Source organism: Corynebacterium auris (genome assembly GCF_030408575.1).
Taxonomy (GTDB): domain Bacteria; phylum Actinomycetota; class Actinomycetes; order Mycobacteriales; family Mycobacteriaceae; genus Corynebacterium; species Corynebacterium auris.
This window is the reverse complement of the sequence record NZ_CP047047.1, coordinates 2012766-2031077: the sequence shown is the minus strand read 5'-3', so window position 1 is coordinate 2031077 and position 18312 is coordinate 2012766. Positions and strand designations below refer to the sequence as shown.

21 protein-coding genes are annotated in these 18312 nt (G+C 69.5%); 18 read left to right on the top strand and 3 right to left on the bottom strand.

The window, feature by feature from the left end:
• Positions 1–2: 2 nt before the first annotated feature.
• Both CAURIS_RS09765 and CAURIS_RS09760 read right to left on the bottom strand, forming a co-directional pair.
• A complete protein-coding gene (locus tag CAURIS_RS09765; protein WP_290341862.1) occupies positions 3–443 on the bottom strand; it encodes a MarR family winged helix-turn-helix transcriptional regulator in 441 nt (146 codons plus the stop codon).
• A gap of 57 nt (positions 444–500) precedes the next feature.
• Positions 501–794 (bottom strand): rhodanese-like domain-containing protein, encoded by a 294-nt coding sequence (locus CAURIS_RS09760; RefSeq protein WP_290341861.1) that lies wholly within the window; start codon positions 792–794, stop codon positions 501–503.
• Between the two features lie 101 nt (positions 795–895).
• Here CAURIS_RS09760 and CAURIS_RS09755 point away from each other — a divergent pair, with 101 nt between their 5' ends.
• From CAURIS_RS09755 to CAURIS_RS09745, 3 genes are all read left to right on the top strand, one after another.
• Positions 896–1597, top strand: coding sequence for a hypothetical protein (locus CAURIS_RS09755; protein WP_290341860.1), 702 nt, complete (start codon positions 896–898; stop codon positions 1595–1597).
• A gap of 37 nt (positions 1598–1634) precedes the next feature.
• Positions 1635–2399, top strand: a complete 765-nt coding sequence (locus CAURIS_RS09750; RefSeq protein ID WP_290341859.1) for a sortase family protein — start codon at positions 1635–1637, stop codon at positions 2397–2399.
• A gap of 218 nt (positions 2400–2617) precedes the next feature.
• Positions 2618–3742 (top strand): hypothetical protein, encoded by a 1125-nt coding sequence (locus CAURIS_RS09745; RefSeq protein WP_290341858.1) that lies wholly within the window; start codon positions 2618–2620, stop codon positions 3740–3742.
• A 70-nt stretch (positions 3743–3812) separates the two neighbouring features.
• Here CAURIS_RS09745 and CAURIS_RS09740 read toward each other — a convergent pair whose 3' ends face one another.
• A complete protein-coding gene (locus CAURIS_RS09740) occupies positions 3813–4355 on the bottom strand; it encodes an inorganic diphosphatase (RefSeq protein ID WP_290341857.1) in 543 nt (180 codons plus the stop codon).
• A 71-nt stretch (positions 4356–4426) separates the two neighbouring features.
• Here CAURIS_RS09740 and dacB point away from each other — a divergent pair, with 71 nt between their 5' ends.
• The 15 genes from dacB to CAURIS_RS09665 all read left to right on the top strand — a co-directional run bounded on the left by dacB (position 4427) and on the right by CAURIS_RS09665 (position 18191).
• Positions 4427–5677, top strand: coding sequence for a D-alanyl-D-alanine carboxypeptidase/D-alanyl-D-alanine endopeptidase (gene dacB / locus CAURIS_RS09735; RefSeq protein WP_290341856.1), 1251 nt, complete (start codon positions 4427–4429; stop codon positions 5675–5677).
• Positions 5678–6562, top strand: a complete 885-nt coding sequence (gene tilS / locus CAURIS_RS09730; protein ID WP_290341855.1) for a tRNA lysidine(34) synthetase TilS — start codon at positions 5678–5680, stop codon at positions 6560–6562.
• 138 nt (positions 6563–6700) lie between these two features.
• Positions 6701–7345, top strand: a complete 645-nt coding sequence (gene hpt / locus CAURIS_RS09725; RefSeq protein WP_290341853.1) for a hypoxanthine phosphoribosyltransferase — start codon at positions 6701–6703, stop codon at positions 7343–7345.
• A gap of 48 nt (positions 7346–7393) precedes the next feature.
• On the top strand, positions 7394–9784 hold the full coding sequence (gene ftsH / locus CAURIS_RS09720) for an ATP-dependent zinc metalloprotease FtsH (protein ID WP_290341852.1): 2391 nt from the start codon (positions 7394–7396) through the stop codon (positions 9782–9784).
• Positions 9777–10352, top strand: a complete 576-nt coding sequence (gene folE / locus CAURIS_RS09715; RefSeq protein ID WP_290341851.1) for a GTP cyclohydrolase I FolE — start codon at positions 9777–9779, stop codon at positions 10350–10352. Before ftsH ends, folE begins: the two co-directional genes overlap by 8 nt.
• 59 nt (positions 10353–10411) lie before the next feature.
• Positions 10412–11215 carry a dihydropteroate synthase gene (gene folP, locus CAURIS_RS09710; protein WP_290343376.1) on the top strand — a complete coding sequence of 268 codons (804 nt, stop codon included), beginning with the start codon at positions 10412–10414 and terminating at the stop codon, positions 11213–11215.
• Positions 11216–11593, top strand: coding sequence for a dihydroneopterin aldolase (folB, locus tag CAURIS_RS09705; protein ID WP_290341850.1), 378 nt, complete (start codon positions 11216–11218; stop codon positions 11591–11593).
• A complete protein-coding gene (gene folK, locus CAURIS_RS09700) occupies positions 11590–12048 on the top strand; it encodes a 2-amino-4-hydroxy-6-hydroxymethyldihydropteridine diphosphokinase (RefSeq protein ID WP_290341849.1) in 459 nt (152 codons plus the stop codon). Before folB ends, folK begins: the two co-directional genes overlap by 4 nt.
• Positions 12045–12512: a DUF3180 domain-containing protein gene (locus CAURIS_RS09695; protein ID WP_290341848.1), complete on the top strand. Its 468-nt coding sequence runs from the start codon at positions 12045–12047 to the stop codon at positions 12510–12512. Before folK ends, CAURIS_RS09695 begins: the two co-directional genes overlap by 4 nt.
• 10 nt (positions 12513–12522) lie before the next feature.
• Entirely contained in the window at positions 12523–13431 is a 909-nt protein-coding gene (locus CAURIS_RS09690; RefSeq protein WP_290341846.1) for a DUF6779 domain-containing protein, read from the top strand.
• Positions 13432–14097: a Rossmann-fold NAD(P)-binding domain-containing protein gene (locus tag CAURIS_RS09685; protein ID WP_290341845.1), complete on the top strand. Its 666-nt coding sequence runs from the start codon at positions 13432–13434 to the stop codon at positions 14095–14097.
• Positions 14097–14891 carry a pantoate--beta-alanine ligase gene (locus CAURIS_RS09680; protein ID WP_290341844.1) on the top strand — a complete coding sequence of 265 codons (795 nt, stop codon included), beginning with the start codon at positions 14097–14099 and terminating at the stop codon, positions 14889–14891. Before CAURIS_RS09685 ends, CAURIS_RS09680 begins: the two co-directional genes overlap by 1 nt.
• A gap of 643 nt (positions 14892–15534) precedes the next feature.
• Positions 15535–16857 carry a Na/Pi symporter gene (locus CAURIS_RS09675; protein WP_290341842.1) on the top strand — a complete coding sequence of 441 codons (1323 nt, stop codon included), beginning with the start codon at positions 15535–15537 and terminating at the stop codon, positions 16855–16857.
• A gap of 10 nt (positions 16858–16867) precedes the next feature.
• On the top strand, positions 16868–17251 hold the full coding sequence (locus CAURIS_RS09670; protein WP_290341841.1) for a hypothetical protein: 384 nt from the start codon (positions 16868–16870) through the stop codon (positions 17249–17251).
• Positions 17244–18191 (top strand): substrate-binding domain-containing protein, encoded by a 948-nt coding sequence (locus CAURIS_RS09665; protein WP_290341840.1) that lies wholly within the window; start codon positions 17244–17246, stop codon positions 18189–18191. Before CAURIS_RS09670 ends, CAURIS_RS09665 begins: the two co-directional genes overlap by 8 nt.
• Positions 18192–18312: the final 121 nt, after the last annotated feature.

Sequence of the window (18312 nt, the reverse complement as noted above, 5' to 3'; positions counted from 1 at the left end):
GCCTACTCGGCGTCCTGCAAGACCGCCTTCGACAGCTTCTTCAGGCTCTTGAGCTGCTTGCGCGAGCTGGCGTCGAGCGCGCGGTCCTCGGCCTCGGCGACGTGGTCGGCGAGCTCGGCCTGGGCCTTGGTGCCCTTCTTGGTGGGGGTGACGATCTGCCGCCGCCGGTCCTTCGGGTCCCGGTCGCGCGAGACCCAGCCGTGGCGCTCCAGCGAGTCGATGAGCCGCACCATGTCGGAGGCGTCGATGGCGAGCAGCTCCGACAGCTGGGTCTGCGAGTACGGCTGCTCGGTGACGCAGGTGAGGATCCAGAACTCGCGCATGGTGGAGTCGTGCGCCGCCAGCGCGCGTTCCACCTCGTCCTTCGTGTGGCGGCGGACCCGCTCGATTTGGAAGGAGGGGGACTTGGTTAGCGCGGAGGGGAGCTCGACGAAAGAGGCCATAAAAATAACTTAGCGTGCGGCCGTGGAGGAGTAAAACATTTGGCTAATACCAATGTTTTACCTCGTCGGCAATCCCGCTTCCTCCCAGGCGATGGTGCCGCCCTCGACGTTGATCGCGCTGTCCCAGCCGAGGGCGCGTTCGAAGTACTCGCAGGCCTGGGCCGAGCGCCCGCCGGAGCGGCAGATGACGTAGATCTCGCGGTCCGGGTCGATCTCCCCGTACCGGGCGGTCAGCTCGCTCAGCGGGATATTCACCGCGTTCGCGGCGTGAACTTCGGTGTACTCCTCGGGCTCGCGGACGTCGATGAGCTGGGCGTTAGCGGGCACTTCTTTCACTGTCACGGTTCGCATGAGGGAAATGTTACAGGCGTGGCGCTCGTCAACGTGGCAGAATAAGGCTAAAGTTGCGATTGAGACTTTACAGTTCGACGTACGCGCAAGGAGACGAGACAATGAAGCGCACCCGCACGTTCATCGCGGCAGCGACCCTGGTCGGGGCGATCGCCACCGCCCCCGCCGCGCACGCCCAGCCCGCCCAGGCGACCGCCGAAACCGGCGAGACCTACTACCTCAACGAGGAAGGCACGCACTACGTGCCTGACCCGGACTCCGTGGGCACCCCCTTCGAGCAGCTCGACCGCGACACCCGCGAGAAGTCCGTGGCCGTCGAGGATGCGGCCGAGGCGGGTCTGGTGGAGCCGTCGGAGCCGGCCGAGGCCCCGCTGTCGAAGGGGGACGTCGACCCCGAGTCCCCGCACCAGGTGGCCAACGGCCTGATCGCCCTGCCCTCCGTGTTTAGAGTCGAGGGCACGACGTACTACCTGAACAAGGACGGCAAGACCTACGTCGCGGACATGGAGCGCATCGACGCCGAACCCACCGCCGAGGAGATCGAGGCCTCGAACGCGCTGCTCGCGCAGCACGGCGCCGAGGCCGGGCGCCAGGGCATCGCCGAGGCAGAGGCCGGCGCGGAGGACCCCGCCACCGAAGCGCCCAACGTGCAGGTGACGCACAACGCCGCCGCCGACCCCGCCCCCCGCGGCATCGGCGCCGAGACCGGCTCCAACGCCGTGGCCCAGGGCCTCGCCGCCCTGCTCGTCGCCTCCGCCCTCGGCGCCGCGGTGTTCGCCTACGGGCGACGCCGCCTGATTTAGCCCCTCGCGGCCCCGGGGCCCGGTACTGTTTATGCCCGTGTCTGATTCGCAGCGCCCCGCCCCCTGGGTGTTCTGGGCGCGCCGGGCCGGCGCCCTCGCCCTCGTGCTGCTTGCCGTGTTGCTCCTCGCGCGCGCCTGCGGCGGGGGAGGGGGCTCGGCGCCGCAGGAGGCCGCGCCCGCGGCCGCTACCTCAGCCGCAGAGCCCGCACCCGCGCCGCCGCCCACGCCGACGCGCCCGGCCCCCATCGCGCCCCCCGCAAAGACGGACATCCCGCCGAGTCGCCCCGTCGAGCTCGCGATCCCCGCCATCGGCCTGCGCGCCCCCTTCGAGGAGGAGGACTGCCGCGTCGTCGACGGCGTGATCGACCCCGCAACCCTGAAAGAGGCCTGCGCCTACACCGCGCCCGATCGCCCCTACTCGCTACCCGGCACGAACGCCCCGGACGTGGTGGTCACCGCGGGGCATACGGGCACCGGTATCTCCGCGGTCTTCGACTCGCTTTACGACGGCAAGAAGGACCGCCACAACGTCTCCGTCGGCGATGTCCTATACGTGCGCACCGAAGCCTCCGGCGGCGACTGGCTCACCTACGTGGCCACCGACCTCCACGCCCCGCAAAAGGAGGGTCTGGCCGAGGACTCCGCCATCTGGGGCGAGGGCGCAACGCCCGGCCGCCTGCTGACCATCAGCTGCGTCCAGCCGGCCAACCCCCTCGCGCAGTCGGTGCACAACGCCGTGGTGGGCTGGCGCTTCGAGCGCGTTGTCAGCGACGAGCAGGTCGCCGCGAACATGGGCGATTAGTCCCCGCTACCGGCGCTTTTTCCGCCCCTCGCCCCCGTGCAGCACGGGGGCGAGGGGCGTTTTGCTATGCCTGTCACCCCCAAAAAGGGGGCGTTACGCATGTGACTCGTGTGTCGTGTGTGATTTATGTGGCGCTAAGCTACAGTGAAGTAGACTCTAAACCCTCACTTGAGACTTGATGCATGGTGGGGGCGCCCACACCAGCCCTGGAGGTTCCCATGAAGAAGATTGCCGTGACAGTCCCCGCCCTGGCGCTCGCTGGCGCCCTGGCCCTCAACGTCGCCCCCGCCGCCCACGCAGAATCCGCGGTGGGCAGCAGTGGAAGCAGCGCCGCCGCCGGCAGCAGCGGCGCCGCCGGCGGGTCAGGGGAAGCCGAAAACCTGCCCCCGCTGAACCAGTGGGAGGTCGGCGCGGTGGCCGGCACATTGGAGGGGGCGGAGTGGTACTACCACGCGGACGGCGAGCACGTCGTGGACAACCGCGAGAACGTCAACGCTGACGTGGCCGAGCTGACCGAGGGTGTCATGACCATCGAGGCCTTCGCTCAGGCGGCCGGCTACGCGGCACCGGACAGCGGCTCCCAGCAGGTGGGCAGCAGCGCCGGGAGCAGCGCCGCCGCCGACGCCGCGCGCGAGCTGCTGCCCTTCGCCTCGGTTGGCGGGCTCGCCGGAGAGCTCGAGGGCCAGCAGTGGTTCTACAACCGCGACATCAACTTCGTGGTCAACTCGCGCGACCTGATCAACCAGACCGTCGCGGAGGGCCAGGCCGGCGTCATGCTCACCCTTGACTTCGCGCGCCAGCTGGGCCGCTCCCTGCCCATCAACGTCGTGCTCGCCCAGGGCTCCAGCCTGCCGGGCTCCTCCATCAACGTGGAAAACTCCGTCGAGCGCGAGGCCAGGACGGGCCAGCCCGCCAGCGGCGGCTCCAGCTTCGAGACCTTGGGCGGCGCCGCCTCCGACGTTGTCGGCGGCTCCTCCAACGGCGGCGGCGTCGAGGCCAGCGTTGAAATCGAGCGCCTCGCGCTCATCGCCTTGCCCGCCGTCCTGCTCCTCGGCGGGATCTACTACTACCTCAACAACGACGGGCGCACCTACGTCACCAGCTCGGCGCGCACTAGTTCCACGCCGACCGCGGAGGAGCGCGCCTCCTCCGAGAACCTGCTGAGCAGCAACCGCAACGAGGTGCAGCGCCAGGCGCTCGAGGTCACCCCGACCGCCGAGCAGGCGCGCGGGATCAGCGCCGAAACCGGCGTCAACGGCGTGGCCAAGGGGCTGATCGGCCTGCTCATCGCCGTGGTGCTCGGCGCGGCGGCCTTCCACTTCGGCCGCAAGCAGCTCGTCTAGGACAACCAGGCGAAACGCGAAGGGCGCGCCCCGGCAATCCGGGGGCGCGCCCTTTGTGGCGTCGAAAAGCTTAGTTCTCGGTGGACTCTTCCTTGTCCTCCTCGAGGCCCTCGCGGGAGTTGTCGCCCACCTTGGAGTAGTTCTCCAGGGACTCGCGCAGGATCCGCTCGGCCTCCTCGCGGCCGCCCCAACCGGAGCCGGAGACCTCCTTGTTCGGCTCGAGGTCCTTGTAGTGGACGAAGAAGTGCTCGATCTCGTCCTTGGTGAAGTCGTCGACGTCGTCGATGTCCTGGAAGGAGTCGTAGCGCACGTCGTCGAGGACGCAGAGGAGCTTGTCGTCGCCGCCGGCCTCGTCGGTCATCTTGAACACGCCGACGGGGCGGGCGACCACGGTCACGCCCGGGAAGACGGGCTCGGGCGTGATTACGAGGGCGTCGAGCGGGTCGCCGTCGTCGGCGAGCGTGTGCTCGATGAAGCCGTAGTCGGCCGGGTAGGCCATCGGGGTGAACAGGTAACGGTCGAGGTAAACGCGGCCCGTTTCGTGGTCGACCTCGTACTTGTTGCGGGAGCCCTTCGGGATCTCGATGATGACTTCGATGGCCTTGTCGCTCATGTGCGCTCCTTCATGCCGTCTGGTGGGTGGAAAGTACGCCAAATATCATACGTGGGCTACCCTTTAGCCCGATGAAGGTATGGAGATGGGCAGTCGGCGCCGCCGCCGTGATCAGCGTCGGCGCGGTCGCAGGGATTGGGGTCACCGCGCAGCAGCAGCGCGCCGCACTCACGCACGCCCCCGCGTTCGAGCTCACAGCCCCCGCGCCGTTCGTCGAGCCCGCGAGCCCCGCGCCTATCGACGCCACCCGGCGCGCCGCGGAGATTGCCCGCCTCGCCGCCGACCCCGCCCTGGGCACCTTCCACGCCCGGATCTCCTCGGCGGACAGCGGCGAGGTGATCTTCGACGAACTCTCCGCCGAGCCGCTGCGCCCGGCCTCCACAACGAAGGTGCTCACCGCCGCCGCGGCACTGCTCGAACTGGGCCCCGCCGACACCATCACCACCGAGGTAGCGGAGGGAGCCAACCCCGGCGAGGTGGTCATCAAGGCCTCCGGCGATGTCTGGTTCGACGAGGACACGCTCGACCGCCTCGCCGCCGAGATCGGAACGGCCTCCGCCGTGTACGTGGACACCTCCGCCTGGCCCGCGGAAACGCTCCTGCCAGGGTGGGACCCCATCGACATCGACGCCGGCTTCGTCGCCCCCCTCGAGCCGATCATGCTCCACGGCGGGCGCATCGGCGCCACCGAGGGCGACGTGCCGCGCTCGCACACCCCGGCCCTCGACGTCGCGTGGGCGCTCGCCGAGCGCCTCGGTGCCGGCACCGCCGACTACGGCACCGCCCCGGCGGGGGCGCAGGTGCTGGCCAGCGCCGAATCGCCCGACCTGGCCACCAGGCTCACGGCCATGATGAAGGACTCCGACAACGTCATGGCCGAGGCGATCGGCCGCGAGGTCGCCGCCCACCGCGGCGGGTCCAGCCCGCAGGCCCTCCTCGACGTCCTCGCCGAGCGCGGCTACGACGCCCACGCGGCCACGCTTGCCGACGCCTCAGGCCTGTCCACCCTCAACCTCATCCCGCCCCGGCTTTTGGACCAGCTGCTTCTCGACGCCGCCCGTGACGCTCCCCTGCGCCCGCTGCTGTCCACGCTGCCCGTCGCCAACGGCGAGGGCACCCTCGCCGAGCGCTACGCCACCCTCGCCGGGCGCGGCTGGGTGCGCGCCAAAACCGGCACCCTCGACGAAACCTCCGCCCTCGCCGGCACCGTAACCAGCAGGCAGGGCAACGTCTACACCTTCGCCTTCATCTCCAACGGCAGCGACATCCTGGAGGCGCGCCGCGCCCTAGACGAGCTGGCCTCCGCGCTCCGGGAGTTCTAGGTGCCCCCGTTCTGGCCGCGGCGCTCGCCCCACTTCGCGGCCTGCCGCCACGCGCTGCGCCCCTTCGCCGGGCCCGCCGTGATCGGCCTGTCCGGCGGCGCGGACTCGCTGGCGCTCGCGGCGGCCGCCGCCGCCGAGGGCAAGGACGCCATCGCCCTCGTCGTCGACCACGGCCTGCAGCCCGGCTCCTTTGAGGTGGCCCAGCGCGCCGCCGCCACAGCCCGCGGCTGGGGGCTTCAGGCGCGCGTGGTGAGCGTCAACGTCGCCCCGGGCAACGTCGAGGCGCAGGCTCGCCGGGCGCGCTACGCGGCGCTGCGCGCTGCCGGGCGCGAGGTGTGGGTCGCCCACACAGCCGAGGACCAGGCCGAAACGCTCATCCTCGGGGCGCTGCGCGGCAACCCCTCCGGCATGGCTGCGCGGGAGGACGGCATCGCGCGGCCCTTCCTCGGCCTGCGCCGCGCCGACACCGAGGGCGCCTGCGCGGAGCTCGGCGTCGAGCCGTGGCAGGACCCCATGAACTTCGATACCACCTACCGCCGCGTCCGCGTGCGCCGCGAGGTGATTCCGCGGCTTGGAGAGCTCATCGGCGGCGATGCGGTGCCCGCTCTGGCGAGGACGGCGGGAAGGATTGCGCAGGGGCGGGAGCTGGTGGCGTCGATAAGCAACCTCGCCCCCACCAACGACTGCGGCGAGCTCGCCTGCGACCCCGCGCCCGTGCGGCGCCGGCGCCTCGTCGCGTGGCTTGCCCAGCACGACGTGGCCGCACAGGGCGCCCAGCTCGATGACATCGACGCGTTGGTGACTCGGTGGAGGGGGCAGGGGCCGGTGACCCTGGCCGGCGGGCACAGCGTGCGGCGCGTCGGCGGGCGGCTCGTGGTGGGGTAGGGGTCACAACGCCCCACCCGCGCCCTGTGAACCCCACCGCAGCGGACTGCAAACGCGCTGGTGGTTGTTCCCCACGCAGGGGAAGTGGCAAGATGAGGGAGTTACGCGATGCGCCAGGGCTTGCAAGAAAGGGCACCGATGACACACCACGAGCTTCACGCCACGAAGAACTTCGACGTCCCCGCCAACCCCTATGGCGAGGACGTCGAGGCGATCCTCATCAGCGAGGAGGAGTTGCAGGGGCGGATCAGGCAGCTGGCGGAGATGGTTTCCGAGAAGTACCGCGACGCCGAGGAGGAGCTCATCCTCGTGTGCGTGCTCAAGGGGGCCGTGTTCTTCCTCACCGACTTTGCCCGCAGCCTCGACATCCCCTGCCAGCTGGAGTTCATGGCTGTGTCGTCCTACGGCAACTCCACCACCAGCTCGGGCGTCGTGCGCATCCTCAAGGACCTGGACCGCGACATCCAGGGCCGCGACGTGCTCATCGTCGAGGACATCATCGACTCCGGGCTGACGCTGTCCTGGTTGATGAAGAACCTGCGCGGGCGCCAGCCGCGCTCCCTCAACGTGATTACCCTCCTGCGCAAGCCGGAGGTGCAGACCGCCAAGATTGACCTGCTGGACATCGGCTTCGACATCCCCAACGAGTTCGTCGTCGGCTACGGCCTCGATTACGCGGAGCGCTACCGCGACCTGCCCTACGTGGGCACTTTGCACCCCCGCGTCTACGGCGGGGTGGTCGAGGACGCCATCGAGGCGAACGCGCGGGCCACCGAAATCTAGACCCGGTACCTGACAACAACAACCTAAGCACTGGACTACCTGGACCACATGGACAACAAGAAAGTTTTGCGCTGGGGCCTCATCGGCGCCGTCGTTCTCATCGTTCTCTACCTGTTCACGCTGATCGGGGACGAGACGCGCGCCTACCAGAACGTGGACACCTCCGTGGCGCTGCAGCAGCTGCAGGACAACAACGCCGAAGAGGTGCAGATCGACGACCGCGAGCAGCGCATCCGCATTGACCTGCGCGAGCCGATCACGGTAGACGAGCGCGAGGGCATCGAGGCCGTCATGGCCCAGTACCCGGCCCGCACGGCGCCGGACATCTTCAACGCGGTCCGCGAATCGGGCGCGGACGCCTACAAGACGAATGTCACGCAGGACTCCTTCCTGCTGTCCATGCTCGGCTTCATGCTGCCGATGCTGCTCATCTTCGGCCTGTTGTCCTTCTTCCTCTACCGCATGCAGGCCGGCGGCGGCATGTTCGGCCTCGGCGGCTCGAAGGCCAAGCAGCTGACCAAGGATCACCCGACGAACACGTTTGCCGACGTCGCAGGCGCCGACGAGGCCGTCGACGAGCTGCAGGAGGTTGTGGACTTTCTGCAGGACCCCCAGATCTACGAGGAGCTCGGCGCGAAGATCCCGCGCGGCGTGCTGCTCTACGGCCCGCCCGGCACGGGTAAGACGCTCATCGCCCGTGCCGTCGCCGGCGAGGCGGGCGTGGCCTTCTTCACCATCTCCGGCTCCGACTTCGTGGAAATGTTCGTCGGTGTGGGTGCCTCCCGCGTGCGCGACCTGTTCAAGCAGGCCCGCGAGAACGCCCCCTGCATCATCTTCGTCGACGAGATCGACGCGGTGGGCCGCCAGCGCGGCTCCGGCACGGGCGGCGGCCACGACGAGCGCGAGCAGACGCTCAACCAGCTGCTCGTGGAAATGGACGGCTTCGGCGACCGCGAGGGCGTCATCCTCATCGCGGCCACCAACCGCCCCGACATCCTTGACCCGGCGCTTTTGCGCCCCGGCCGCTTCGACCGCCAGATCCCGGTGACCAACCCGGACCTGGCCGGGCGCCAGCAAATCCTCAAGGTCCACGCGAAGGACAAACCGCTCGGCCCCGACGCCGACCTCGACTCTTTGGCCAAGCGCACCGCCGGAATGTCGGGCGCCGACCTGGCCAACGTGCTCAACGAGGCCGCGCTGCTCACCGCCCGCATCGGCGGCAACGTCATCACCGCCGACGCGCTGGAGGAGGCCACCGACCGCGTCATCGGCGGCCCGCGCCGCAGCTCCAAGATCATCTCCGAGAAGGAGAAGAAGGTCACCGCCTACCACGAGGGCGGGCACACCCTGTCGGCGTGGGCGCTGAAGGACATCGAGCGCGTGTACAAGGTCACCATCCTCGCCCGCGGCCGCACCGGCGGCCACGCCATGACGGCGCAGGAAGACGACAAGGGCATGTACAACCGCGACGAGCTCTTCGCCCGCCTCGTCTTCGCCATGGGCGGGCGCGCCGCCGAGGAGCTCGTCTTCGGCGAGCCCACCACGGGCGCCAGCAACGACATCGAGCAGGCCACCAAGATCGCCCGCGCGATGGTCACCGAGTACGGCATGTCCAGCGTGCTCGGTACCGTCAAGTACGGCTCCGAGGACGGAGACCCCTTCTCCGGCCGCGGCGGCGGGGGCAGCCTGGACTACTCGCCCGCGGTCGCCGAGACCATCGACCGCGAGGTGCACGAGCTTATCGACGCCGCACACGAGCGCGCCTACTCCATCCTCGCCCGCAACCGCGACTACCTGGACACGCTCGCCTCGCGCCTGCTGGAGAAAGAGACCCTGCGCCGGCCCGACCTGGAGGACATCTTCACCGGCATCGAGCCGGAGGGCTCCGGGCTGCCCGCCGTGGATGAGCGCTTTATTGCCCAGCCCGGCCGCCAGCCCGTGCTCACCCCCGCCGAGGAGGCGAAGGCGCTCGGCGTGGAGCCGCCGAAGAAGGAGACGCTTCTGGACATGTCGCGCCGGGCGCGCGAGCGCCGCCTGGCGCGGCGCGAGGCGCAGCAGCCCCGGCCCCAGACTCGGCCCCAGTCTCGGCCGGAAGCGCAGCCCCAGCCGGCGGGGTCCACCGCGTGGCGCGGCGGGACCAGCGAGTACGGCGGGCCGAAGCCGCCGCCCGGCTGGCACTACACCGGCGCGCCGGGGCAGACGCAGACCATCCCGCGCACCGGCGAGCACCCGGGCATGCGCAACTACGGCGAGCCGGAGCAGGAGAAGCGGCGCGAGGAGCCGCTCATCGGCTTCCAGCTGCCGGAGAACGAGCGCCCGGCGAAGCAGGAGGGCCCGTCGGACTCGCCGACGTCGGAGATTCCCCGGGTGGATGCTGGGGACGTCGTCAAGCCTGATGCCGAGGAAGCGACCCCGCCGAAGGAGGACAGGAATGACTAGCTCTGGAGTGGACAGGGCGCGGGCGGAGGCCGCCGTGCGCGAGCTGCTGCTGGCGATGGGGGAGGACCCGGATAGGCCCGGCCTGCAGGAAACGCCGGCGCGGGTGGCGCGCGCCTGCGAGGAGGTCTTCGCCGGGCTGCACACCGACCCGACCGACGTGCTGAACAAGAGCTTCGCCGAGGACCACAACGAGCTGGTGCTCGTGCGCGACATCCCGATTTACTCCACGTGCGAGCACCACCTGGTGCCCTTCTACGGCAAGGCGCACATCGGCTACATCCCGGGCGCGGAGGGCAAGGTGACCGGCCTGTCCAAGCTGGCGCGGCTGGCGGACCTCTACGCGAAGCGCCCGCAGGTGCAGGAGCGCCTGACCAGCCAGATCGCGGACGCGCTGGTGGATAAGCTCGGCGCCCAGGCCGTCATTGTGGTCATCGAGTGCGAGCACCTGTGCATGGCCATGCGCGGGATCCGCAAGCCCGGCTCCACCACGACGACCTCGGCGGTGCGCGGCGGCTTCAAGACGAACGCCGCCTCCCGCGCCGAGGTCCTCAGCCTGATCAGGAGCTAGCCGTGACCCGAGCCGTGACCACAGTGCAGGATCTGTCCGCGCCCGGGCGCACCACCGTGATGGGCATCCTCAACGTCACCGAGGACTCCTTCTCCGACGGCGGGCGCTGGCTGCGCACCGACGACGCCCTCGCCCACGCCCGCGAGCTGGTGCGCCTCGGCGCCGACATCATCGACGTCGGCGGGGAATCCACCCGCCCCGGCGCAAGCCGCGTGCCCGCCGAGGTCGAGGTCGCCCGCGTGCGCCCCGTCATCGAGGCGCTGCACGCCGAGGGCATCCGGACCTCGGTGGACACCATGCGCGCTTCCACCGCCGCGGCCGCCGCAGAGGCCGGGGTGGACCTGATCAACGACGTCTCCGGCGGTCTCGCGGACCCGGACATGTACCGCGTGATGGCGGAATCCGGCCTGCCGGTGTGCCTGATGCACTGGCGCGCCGACTCCTTCGTCAACGCCTCCGGCGCGGCCGACCACGGCGGCGACGTGGTGCGCGACGTGCACGCCGTGCTGCGCGAGCTGGCCGATAACGCCATCGCCGCCGGCGTCGACCCGGACCAGATCACCGTCGACCCGGGCCTCGGCTTCGCCAAAACGGCGGCGGACAACTGGGCGCTGCTCGCAGCGCTCGACTCCTTCGTCGCCGGGCCCTTCCCGGTGCTGGTGGGGGCCTCGCGCAAGCGCTTCCTCACCGGGATCCGCAAAGAGCGCGGCCTGGCGCACACGCCCGCCGACGCGGACCCGGCCACCGCCGCCGTCACCGCCCTGTCGGCCCAGGCCGGGGCGTGGTGTGTGCGCGTGCACGAGGTCGCCGTCTCCCGCGACGCGGTCGACGTCGTCGCCGCCTGGCGCGCGGGGGGTAGGTAAGTGGCGGACCGGATCGAACTGAAGGGGCTGCGCGTTTTCGCCCACCACGGCGTGTTGCCGCACGAAACCGAGCACGGCCAGGCCTTTAGCCTGGACATCACGTGCTGGCTCGACCTGTCGGCGGCGGCCGCAGAGGACGACCTCGACGCGACGATCAACTACGCCGAGCTGGCGCAGCTGGCCTACGACATCGCGGCGGGCACGCCGCGCAAGCTGATCGAGACGGTTACGGCGCACATCGCCGACGCCGCGATCGCCCGCTACCCCCGGCTGCACGCGGTGGAGGTCACGCTGCACAAGCCGCATGCCCCGATCCCGCTCGTCTTCGACGGCGTCGCCGTGGTGGCCCGGCGCAGCGCCCCGAAGGTGCGCCGATGAGGGCCGTGCTGTCCGTCGGCTCCAATATGGAGGATTCGCGCGCCCACCTCGCCGCCGTCGTCCGGGACTTCGCCCCCTACCTCGTCGCCGCCAGCTCCCTCTACGCCACCGCCCCGTGGGGAGGGGTTGAGCAGCCCGACTTCCTCAATCAGACTTTGCTTATCGACGCCCCCCTGACCCCCCACCAGCTATTGCACCGCTGCCAGGAACTCGAGCGCGCCGCCCACCGCGTGCGCGACGTGCGCTGGGGCCCGCGCACCCTCGACGTCGACATCGTCGACATCGAGGGCTACACCTCCGCCGACCCGGAGCTGACCGTGCCGCACCCGCGCGCCGCCGAGCGCGCCTTCGTGCTGGTGCCCTGGCTGGAGGTGGACCCGCACGCCCGGCTCGGCGGCGAGGCGGTCTCCGACCTGGTGGCGGGGCTGGACCGGCAGGGGGTGACGAAGCTGTGAGCCGCACCCCAATCGCGGGCCTGGTCGCCCTGGCGGGCTTTGCCGCGGCGGCCGCGCTCATCCTGGCGCGCCGCTTCTACGGCGCGCTGGCGGGCGTGGACCTGCTGTGGTCCATGCCGCTGTGGATCGTGGCGGCGGTGTGCCTGTTTGCCGCGTTCATGGTGCGCAAGCGCCGCGAGGAGGGCAAGGTGGGCCTGGACCGCTCCCAGCTCAACCCCATGATGGCGGCGAACTTCATGCTGCTGGGTAAGGCGTCGGCGTGGGCTGGGGCGATCTGCGGCGGGGTGTTCCTCGGCCTGGCGGTCTACGTCCTGCCGCGGGCGGGCAACCTCGTCGCCGCGGAGGCCGACCTGCCCGGGGTGGTCTCCGGCGTGCTCGGCGGCCTCGCCTTGAGTATCGCGGGGGTGGTGCTGGAGCGCAGCTGTGAGGTGTCGCCACCCGGGGATGGCGAGGCGGTTAAGTAAGGTGTGGGACATGAGTGCCGAGAACACCTGGCGTGACAGCGGAAACCTGTGGGTTGTGGTCCCCTTCGTGCTTGCGGTCGTGGGGACCGTCATCATGCTGTTCACGAACTCGGCGAACGTACTCAAAGTCTCGCTCATCCTCGCCCTGTGGGCGGCCGTCGCCGGAATCATCCTGATCTCTCGCGCGCGCCGCGACCGCGACGAGGCGCGCCTCGCCCTGGAAGAAAGCGATAAGCGCCACGAGGCGGAGATCGACGCCCTTCGCGCCCGCGGCGAGGCAGACCGCGCGGCGCTCGCGCTGGCCCGAAACGACGAGGACGTCCCCGTCGGCGTGGACCTCGAGGTGCTGCGCGAGATCCAGGAGGAACTCAAGGCCCTGCGCTCCCAGCTGGAGGAGATGTCCGGGCGCCAGTTCGACTACGAGCCGGCCGCCCTGCGCGCCGAGGCCCGCCGCATCGCGGAGCTCGACAGCACCGCCGCGCCCGCCGAGCAGGAACAGAAGGCCGATCCGGAAGATCCAGTCACGGTGGTCCCGGAGGAAGAAGCCAACGAGGACGCGCCCGCCGGCCCGTCGGAGGAGGACACTGCGAAGCTGCGCGCGGTGCCCGACGACGCTGCCTCCGGCCGCCCCGCCGGCGCTCCGACCTCCGAGGCGATCTCCGGGCGCATCGGCACCCAGCCGGGCTCGCGCGCGGCGCAGCGCAACCCGCTGTCCCAGCTGATCAGCGAGCGCCAGTCGGGCTCCTCGCTGTGGGACTCCTGGCAGGAAACCCCCGCCGAGCCCGCCGAACCCGCCGAGCCGACCCCGCCCGCGCCCACCGAGGAGCGCCGCGGAGGGCGCCGCCGCCGCGACGAGCGCGGCAGCGGGAGCGTCTCCGTCGCGGAGCTTCTGGCGCGTCGCGGCAAGGACAACGAGTAGATGGGTCCCCTCCTTCGCGTCGGCGTTTACAGCGGCCCCGGGGACACACCCTCACTCGGCGCGGCCCTCGAGCGAGCCGGGCACACCGTCGCCCCCTGCACCGCGCCCGACCACGCCGCCCAGCATGACCTTGTCGTGCTCGCCACCTCGGACCCTGCCTGGCTGCGCTTTTCCGCGCCGCGCCTCGAGCCCTATGCCAGGCGCCGGCAGATGTTCGTGCACACCTGCCTGTCCGAGGGAGTGCAGGTCCTCGACGTGGTCGAGCTGCGCGGCGCCGTGACCATGGCGGCCCACGAGATCCAGCCCGGCTACTGGGTCACCTCCGCCGCCGACGACGTCGGAGAGGCCGTCGTGTCCCTCCTGGTCACCCAGGCCGGCGGGGTGAACGTGCCGGTCAACGACGCCCAGCGCCCCCGCCTGGCCGCCGCCGCCCGGCTCAGCGAACTCGCCGCCGTGGCACAGCTCGACGCCCTCGAGCTGCTCAGCCGCGAGCTGCCCGGCATCGTGGCGGACGTGAGCGAGCCCGAGCCGCTGAGCCCTCAGCGCGTCGACGAGCTGCGCGCCGCGCTAGACGGGGAGGCCGCTGCCGGCCTGTACGCGCAGTTGGAACGTCGACAAGCACAGCGCCGCTCGGACGCGGCCGAAAAGATGGAAGGGGACAACTGATGGCGTTCGAACCCGGCAAGGCCGTGGAGGTTACCGACCCCGCGAGCCTGGCCACCTACGGCCGCGCGTTCCGCAAGGTGGGCAAATCGGTCGTGCTTGTCCCGCTCGGGGCGGGCCTGCACGCCGGGCACGTGCAGCTCATCCGCGCCGCGCGCTCGCTGCTCGGCTCGATGGTCGTGGTGACCTACACCGGCGAGGAGTTGCCGGAGGTCTTCGCCCGCGAGCTTGTCGACGTCATTTTCCACGGCCACCTCACCGCCGGCGCCGCCGTGTCGACCGGCATGGACCACCTCGACGACCCCGACTCCGTCGCCCGCCAGGTGGCAACCATCCTGGCCGCGGCAAACGCCGCGCACGCCACCGACCTGGTGCTCGGCGAAAAGGACTTCGAGCTGCTCGTCGCCGTCCAACGCGCCGTCAGCGCGCTGCGCATGGAGGTCAAACTGCACAGCGTGCCCACCGTGCGCACCGCGGACGGCCTGGCGATGTCCCTGCGCAACGCCCACGTGCCCGAGCACCTGCGCGAGACCGCCCTCGCCCTGCCCGCCGCACTCACCGCCGGGGCGCACGCCGCCGAGCGCGGCGCCGAAGCAGTGCTCGACGCAGCGCGCTCCGTCCTCGCGGCGGCGAGCGTTGAGCCCGCATATCTTCAGCTGCGCAGCCTCTCCTTCGGGCCCGCCCCCGCAGAGGGCGACGCCCGCCTCCTCGGCGCCGTCGACCTTGGCGGCGTGCGTCTCAGCGACAACGTCGGGGTGCCGGTTGGCATCGGGTTCACGAACCTCCCGGTGGAGTAGCGTCGGCAGCTCTGCGAACCTCCTGGTGGTGTTGGCGTGGGGGGGGCCTGGTCGACCGCAGCGAAAACTGGGGTGTAAATCCCCAGGTCGTAAACCCGGACTGTGCGTTGGGGTCGACCAGGGGGCGCTAAACCCCGACTGTGCGTGGGTCCTGGTCGACCGCAACGAAAACTGGGGTGTAAATCCCCAGGTCGTAAACCCGGACTGTGCGTTGGGGTCGACCAGGAGCTGCTAAACCCCGACTTTGCGCGGGCCCTGGTCGACCGCAACGAAAACCAGCACGCAAAACCCCAGGTGGCAAACCCCGACTCCGCGTTGAGGTCGACCAGGAGCTGCTAAACCCCGACTTTGCGCGGGCCCTGGTCGACCGCAACGAAAACCAGCACGCAAAACCCCAGGTCGCAAACACCGACTTCGCGTTACGGTCGACCAGGGGGCGCGCCAAACCCCGACTTCGCATAGCCCCGGTCGACCCCAGCGAGAACCGCAAAACAAGCCCCAGCAAAAACCACCCCCATACCCCGGACGAAAGGGACGCGTCCCCAAGTTCAACAGACGTTCACCTCCTGTTATGCGCCTGTCCAGATCCTCTCATTACGCTGACATGCGCCCAATGTTTGCCCCAGGATGTAAGTGAGCGCTTATGACTAATAAGGGACTTCCCTCCGATCCCGCCGACGACAACGAGCTGCCCCAGGACGCAGACACCCGTGTTGTCTCCCGGTCGATGACAGAGAATCTGAAGGACGGCGAGGACGCCCCCGGCACGCTGCCCGGCGACGATGACGATGACGGTGGCAAGGATCCGCTGAGTTTCCTCCCCTTCGAAGGCACCGCGAAGCAGGTAGCCAACTGGATTGCCGTGGTCCTCGGCATTTGGCTGCTGCTCAATGGTGTCGGCATGATCGGCGACGGCTTCCAGCTGGCAGTCGGCGATCAGGCCCAGGAGCTGTTCTCCTTCGCGGAGAACCCGTTCGTGGGCCTGGCCATCGGTATCGTCACCACGGCGGTTATCCAGTCGTCCTCGTCGACGACTGCGATTGTGGTCGGCATGGTGGCCGGTGGCCTGCCGCTGAACATTGCCATCCCGATGCTCTTCGGTGCCAACATGGGCACCTCGGTGACGTCGACGCTGGTGGCCCTCGGCCTGGCGGGTAACAAGAAGCAGTTCAAGAACGGTTTCTCCATGGCTACCGTTCACGACTTCTTCAACCTGATCGCCATCTTGGTCTTCTTCCCGCTGGAGCTGCTTACCGGCTTCCTCGGAAACGTCGCGACGTCGCTCGCACCCTCCCTGGCGGGCCAGGGCGACAGCATCTTCTCGCGCGCCTTCGAGGCCCTCGGCGACTTCATTGACCTCATCACCGAGCCCCTCGTGGGCTTGGCCACAACGCTGGTTGATCCGCTTGACGACGTCTGGGCCGGCATCCTCCTTTCCATCATCGGTATCGCCCTGATCCTGCTCTCCATCAGCTTCATCGGCAAGATCCTCAACTCCCTGCTGGTGGGCAAGGCGCAGGACATTCTCTACGCCGCCCTGGGCCGCAACTCTTTCATCGGCGTTCTCTCCGGTGCTCTCATCACCGCGCTGGTGCAGTCCTCCTCCACCACCACGGCGCTGACGGTTCCGCTGGCCGCGTCCGGCAAGTTCTCGGTGCGCACCCTGTTCCCCTTCGTGGTGGGTGCGAACATCGGTACCACTGTGACCGGCCTGATCGCCGCGTTCTCCGCGTCGGGCGCTGAGGCGGAGGCCGCGATGGCCGGCGCCCTGGTGCACACGCTGTTCAACGTCTTCTCCGCGATCCTCATCCTGGGCCTGCCGTTCCTGCGCGGCGTGCCGCCGCGCTGCTCCGACTGGCTGGCGGGCCTGGCTGAGAAGAACAAGATATACGTTTTCATTTATGTTGGTGGTGTGTTCTTCGCCATCCCGTTGCTGGCAGTGTTCATTTCCAACGCCCTGATGTAAGGAGCCCCCGATGACGAACCCGAACGAGACTCCCGACCTCGCTCCCATGGCGGAAGACCTGATCCGCAGCGAGGCGCCCGATGAGGCCCTGGAGGCCCTGCTGGAAGAGCTGGAGGAGACCGCCGAGGAGCTGCGCCAGGAGCTTCTCGCCCGCGGCCACAGCGCGGAGCACCTGGCCTCTGCCCAGGCGGGCGAGGATGGTGCCACCGCCGCAACAGCGGACGGCCACCGCAAGCCGAAGAAGACTAACCCGCACGTCACGCCGGAGCAGCAGGCGGAGCTCGACGAGAACTTTGCCCGGTACTGGTCCAACTCGCAGGGCTCCTGGAAGAACCTCTTCCGCCTGCTGCGCGAGTTCCGCGCCGAGATGAAGGATGGTAAGAGCGATGACTAAGATCCACACCTGTCTTGCCGCCGCCGGTCTCGCAGCCGTCGCGATCGTCGCCGCCGGTTGCTCCGCCGAGGAAGCCCCGAGCGAGGGCGCCATCCAGGCGACGGGTTCCGCGACGGTGGAGCCGATCACCTCCTACATGGCAAACCGCTACGACTTCGACGTTCAGGTCGAGGCGATTGGTACCACCGACGGCTTCGAGAAGTTCTGCAGCGGCGAGGCCGACATCAACAATGCGTCGATTGCGATCCCGGGCCCGGACGCCGAGGTGGATTTCCAGCAGCAGTGCGCCGACAACAACGTCGAGTACCTCGAGCTGCCGATCGGCCTGGACGCCATCACCATCGTCAAGCACCGCGACAACGATTTCGCCACCGACCTGAGCATTCAGCAGATTCACGACATCTGGTCGAAGGACTCCCCGGTGTCGAGGTGGTCCGACATTGACCCATCGTGGCCGGACGAGGAGATCGCCCTGTACGGGCGCCCGGAAGGCTCCGGCACCCTCGACGTGTTCAAGGACCTGGTGCTTGACGGCGACGAGATCCGCGACGATTACCAGGCCACCGACGATATCCAGGAGCTGTCTGGCTGGGTGGCCGAGGACGTCAACGCCCTGTCCTTCATGGGCATCGGCAGCTACCTCGCCACGGAGGAGGAAAGCCGCAACGTCATCGACAATGTGATGGTCGACGGCATTGCCCCCACCGCGGCGGAGACGCGCAACGGCAACTACCCGCTGTCGCGCCCGCTGTTCATCTACGTCAACGAGGAGTCGGCCAACCGCGAGGACGTCGACGAGTTCGTCACCACCTACCTGGAAAACGCCGAGGCAGTCATGCCGCGCGTGTACTTCTACCAGCTTCCCGAGGACGAGTACGGCCGGGTCCAGGAGCGCTACGCCGAGCGCACCACCGGGCCGGACGACCAGTGGCAGAACTAGCCCACAACGGCAACGGCCCACGGGCCTGATTCCGGTCGCAGATCGGGGTCGGGCCCGTCGGCCATTCCGATAGGATTTACTGCACCTGTGCCAACCGCCTGACCCCGAAATAGAGGTACAC

Bases quoted from the DNA above. Each gene is read 5' to 3' on its own strand.
- folE (WP_290341851.1), top strand. From the start codon at position 9,777: ATGACTAGCTCTGGAGTGGACAGGGCGCGGGCGGAGGCCGCCGTGCGC.
- CAURIS_RS09740 (WP_290341857.1), bottom strand. From the start codon at position 4,355: ATGAGCGACAAGGCCATCGAAGTCATCATCGAGATCCCGAAGGGCTCC.
- folK (WP_290341849.1), top strand. From the start codon at position 11,590: ATGAGGGCCGTGCTGTCCGTCGGCTCCAATATGGAGGATTCGCGCGCC.
- CAURIS_RS09665 (WP_290341840.1), top strand. From the start codon at position 17,244: ATGACTAAGATCCACACCTGTCTTGCCGCCGCCGGTCTCGCAGCCGTC.
- CAURIS_RS09670 (WP_290341841.1), top strand. From the start codon at position 16,868: ATGACGAACCCGAACGAGACTCCCGACCTCGCTCCCATGGCGGAAGAC.
- CAURIS_RS09755 (WP_290341860.1), top strand. From the start codon at position 896: ATGAAGCGCACCCGCACGTTCATCGCGGCAGCGACCCTGGTCGGGGCG.
- CAURIS_RS09685 (WP_290341845.1), top strand. From the start codon at position 13,432: ATGGGTCCCCTCCTTCGCGTCGGCGTTTACAGCGGCCCCGGGGACACA.
- hpt (WP_290341853.1), top strand. From the start codon at position 6,701: ATGACACACCACGAGCTTCACGCCACGAAGAACTTCGACGTCCCCGCC.
- CAURIS_RS09690 (WP_290341846.1), top strand. From the start codon at position 12,523: ATGAGTGCCGAGAACACCTGGCGTGACAGCGGAAACCTGTGGGTTGTG.
- CAURIS_RS09760 (WP_290341861.1), bottom strand. From the start codon at position 794: ATGCGAACCGTGACAGTGAAAGAAGTGCCCGCTAACGCCCAGCTCATC.
- CAURIS_RS09745 (WP_290341858.1), top strand. From the start codon at position 2,618: ATGAAGAAGATTGCCGTGACAGTCCCCGCCCTGGCGCTCGCTGGCGCC.
- CAURIS_RS09765 (WP_290341862.1), bottom strand. From the start codon at position 443: ATGGCCTCTTTCGTCGAGCTCCCCTCCGCGCTAACCAAGTCCCCCTCC.
- folP (WP_290343376.1), top strand. From the start codon at position 10,412: ATGGGCATCCTCAACGTCACCGAGGACTCCTTCTCCGACGGCGGGCGC.
- CAURIS_RS09680 (WP_290341844.1), top strand. From the start codon at position 14,097: ATGGCGTTCGAACCCGGCAAGGCCGTGGAGGTTACCGACCCCGCGAGC.
- CAURIS_RS09675 (WP_290341842.1), top strand. From the start codon at position 15,535: ATGACTAATAAGGGACTTCCCTCCGATCCCGCCGACGACAACGAGCTG.
- dacB (WP_290341856.1), top strand. From the start codon at position 4,427: ATGAAGGTATGGAGATGGGCAGTCGGCGCCGCCGCCGTGATCAGCGTC.
- ftsH (WP_290341852.1), top strand. From the start codon at position 7,394: ATGGACAACAAGAAAGTTTTGCGCTGGGGCCTCATCGGCGCCGTCGTT.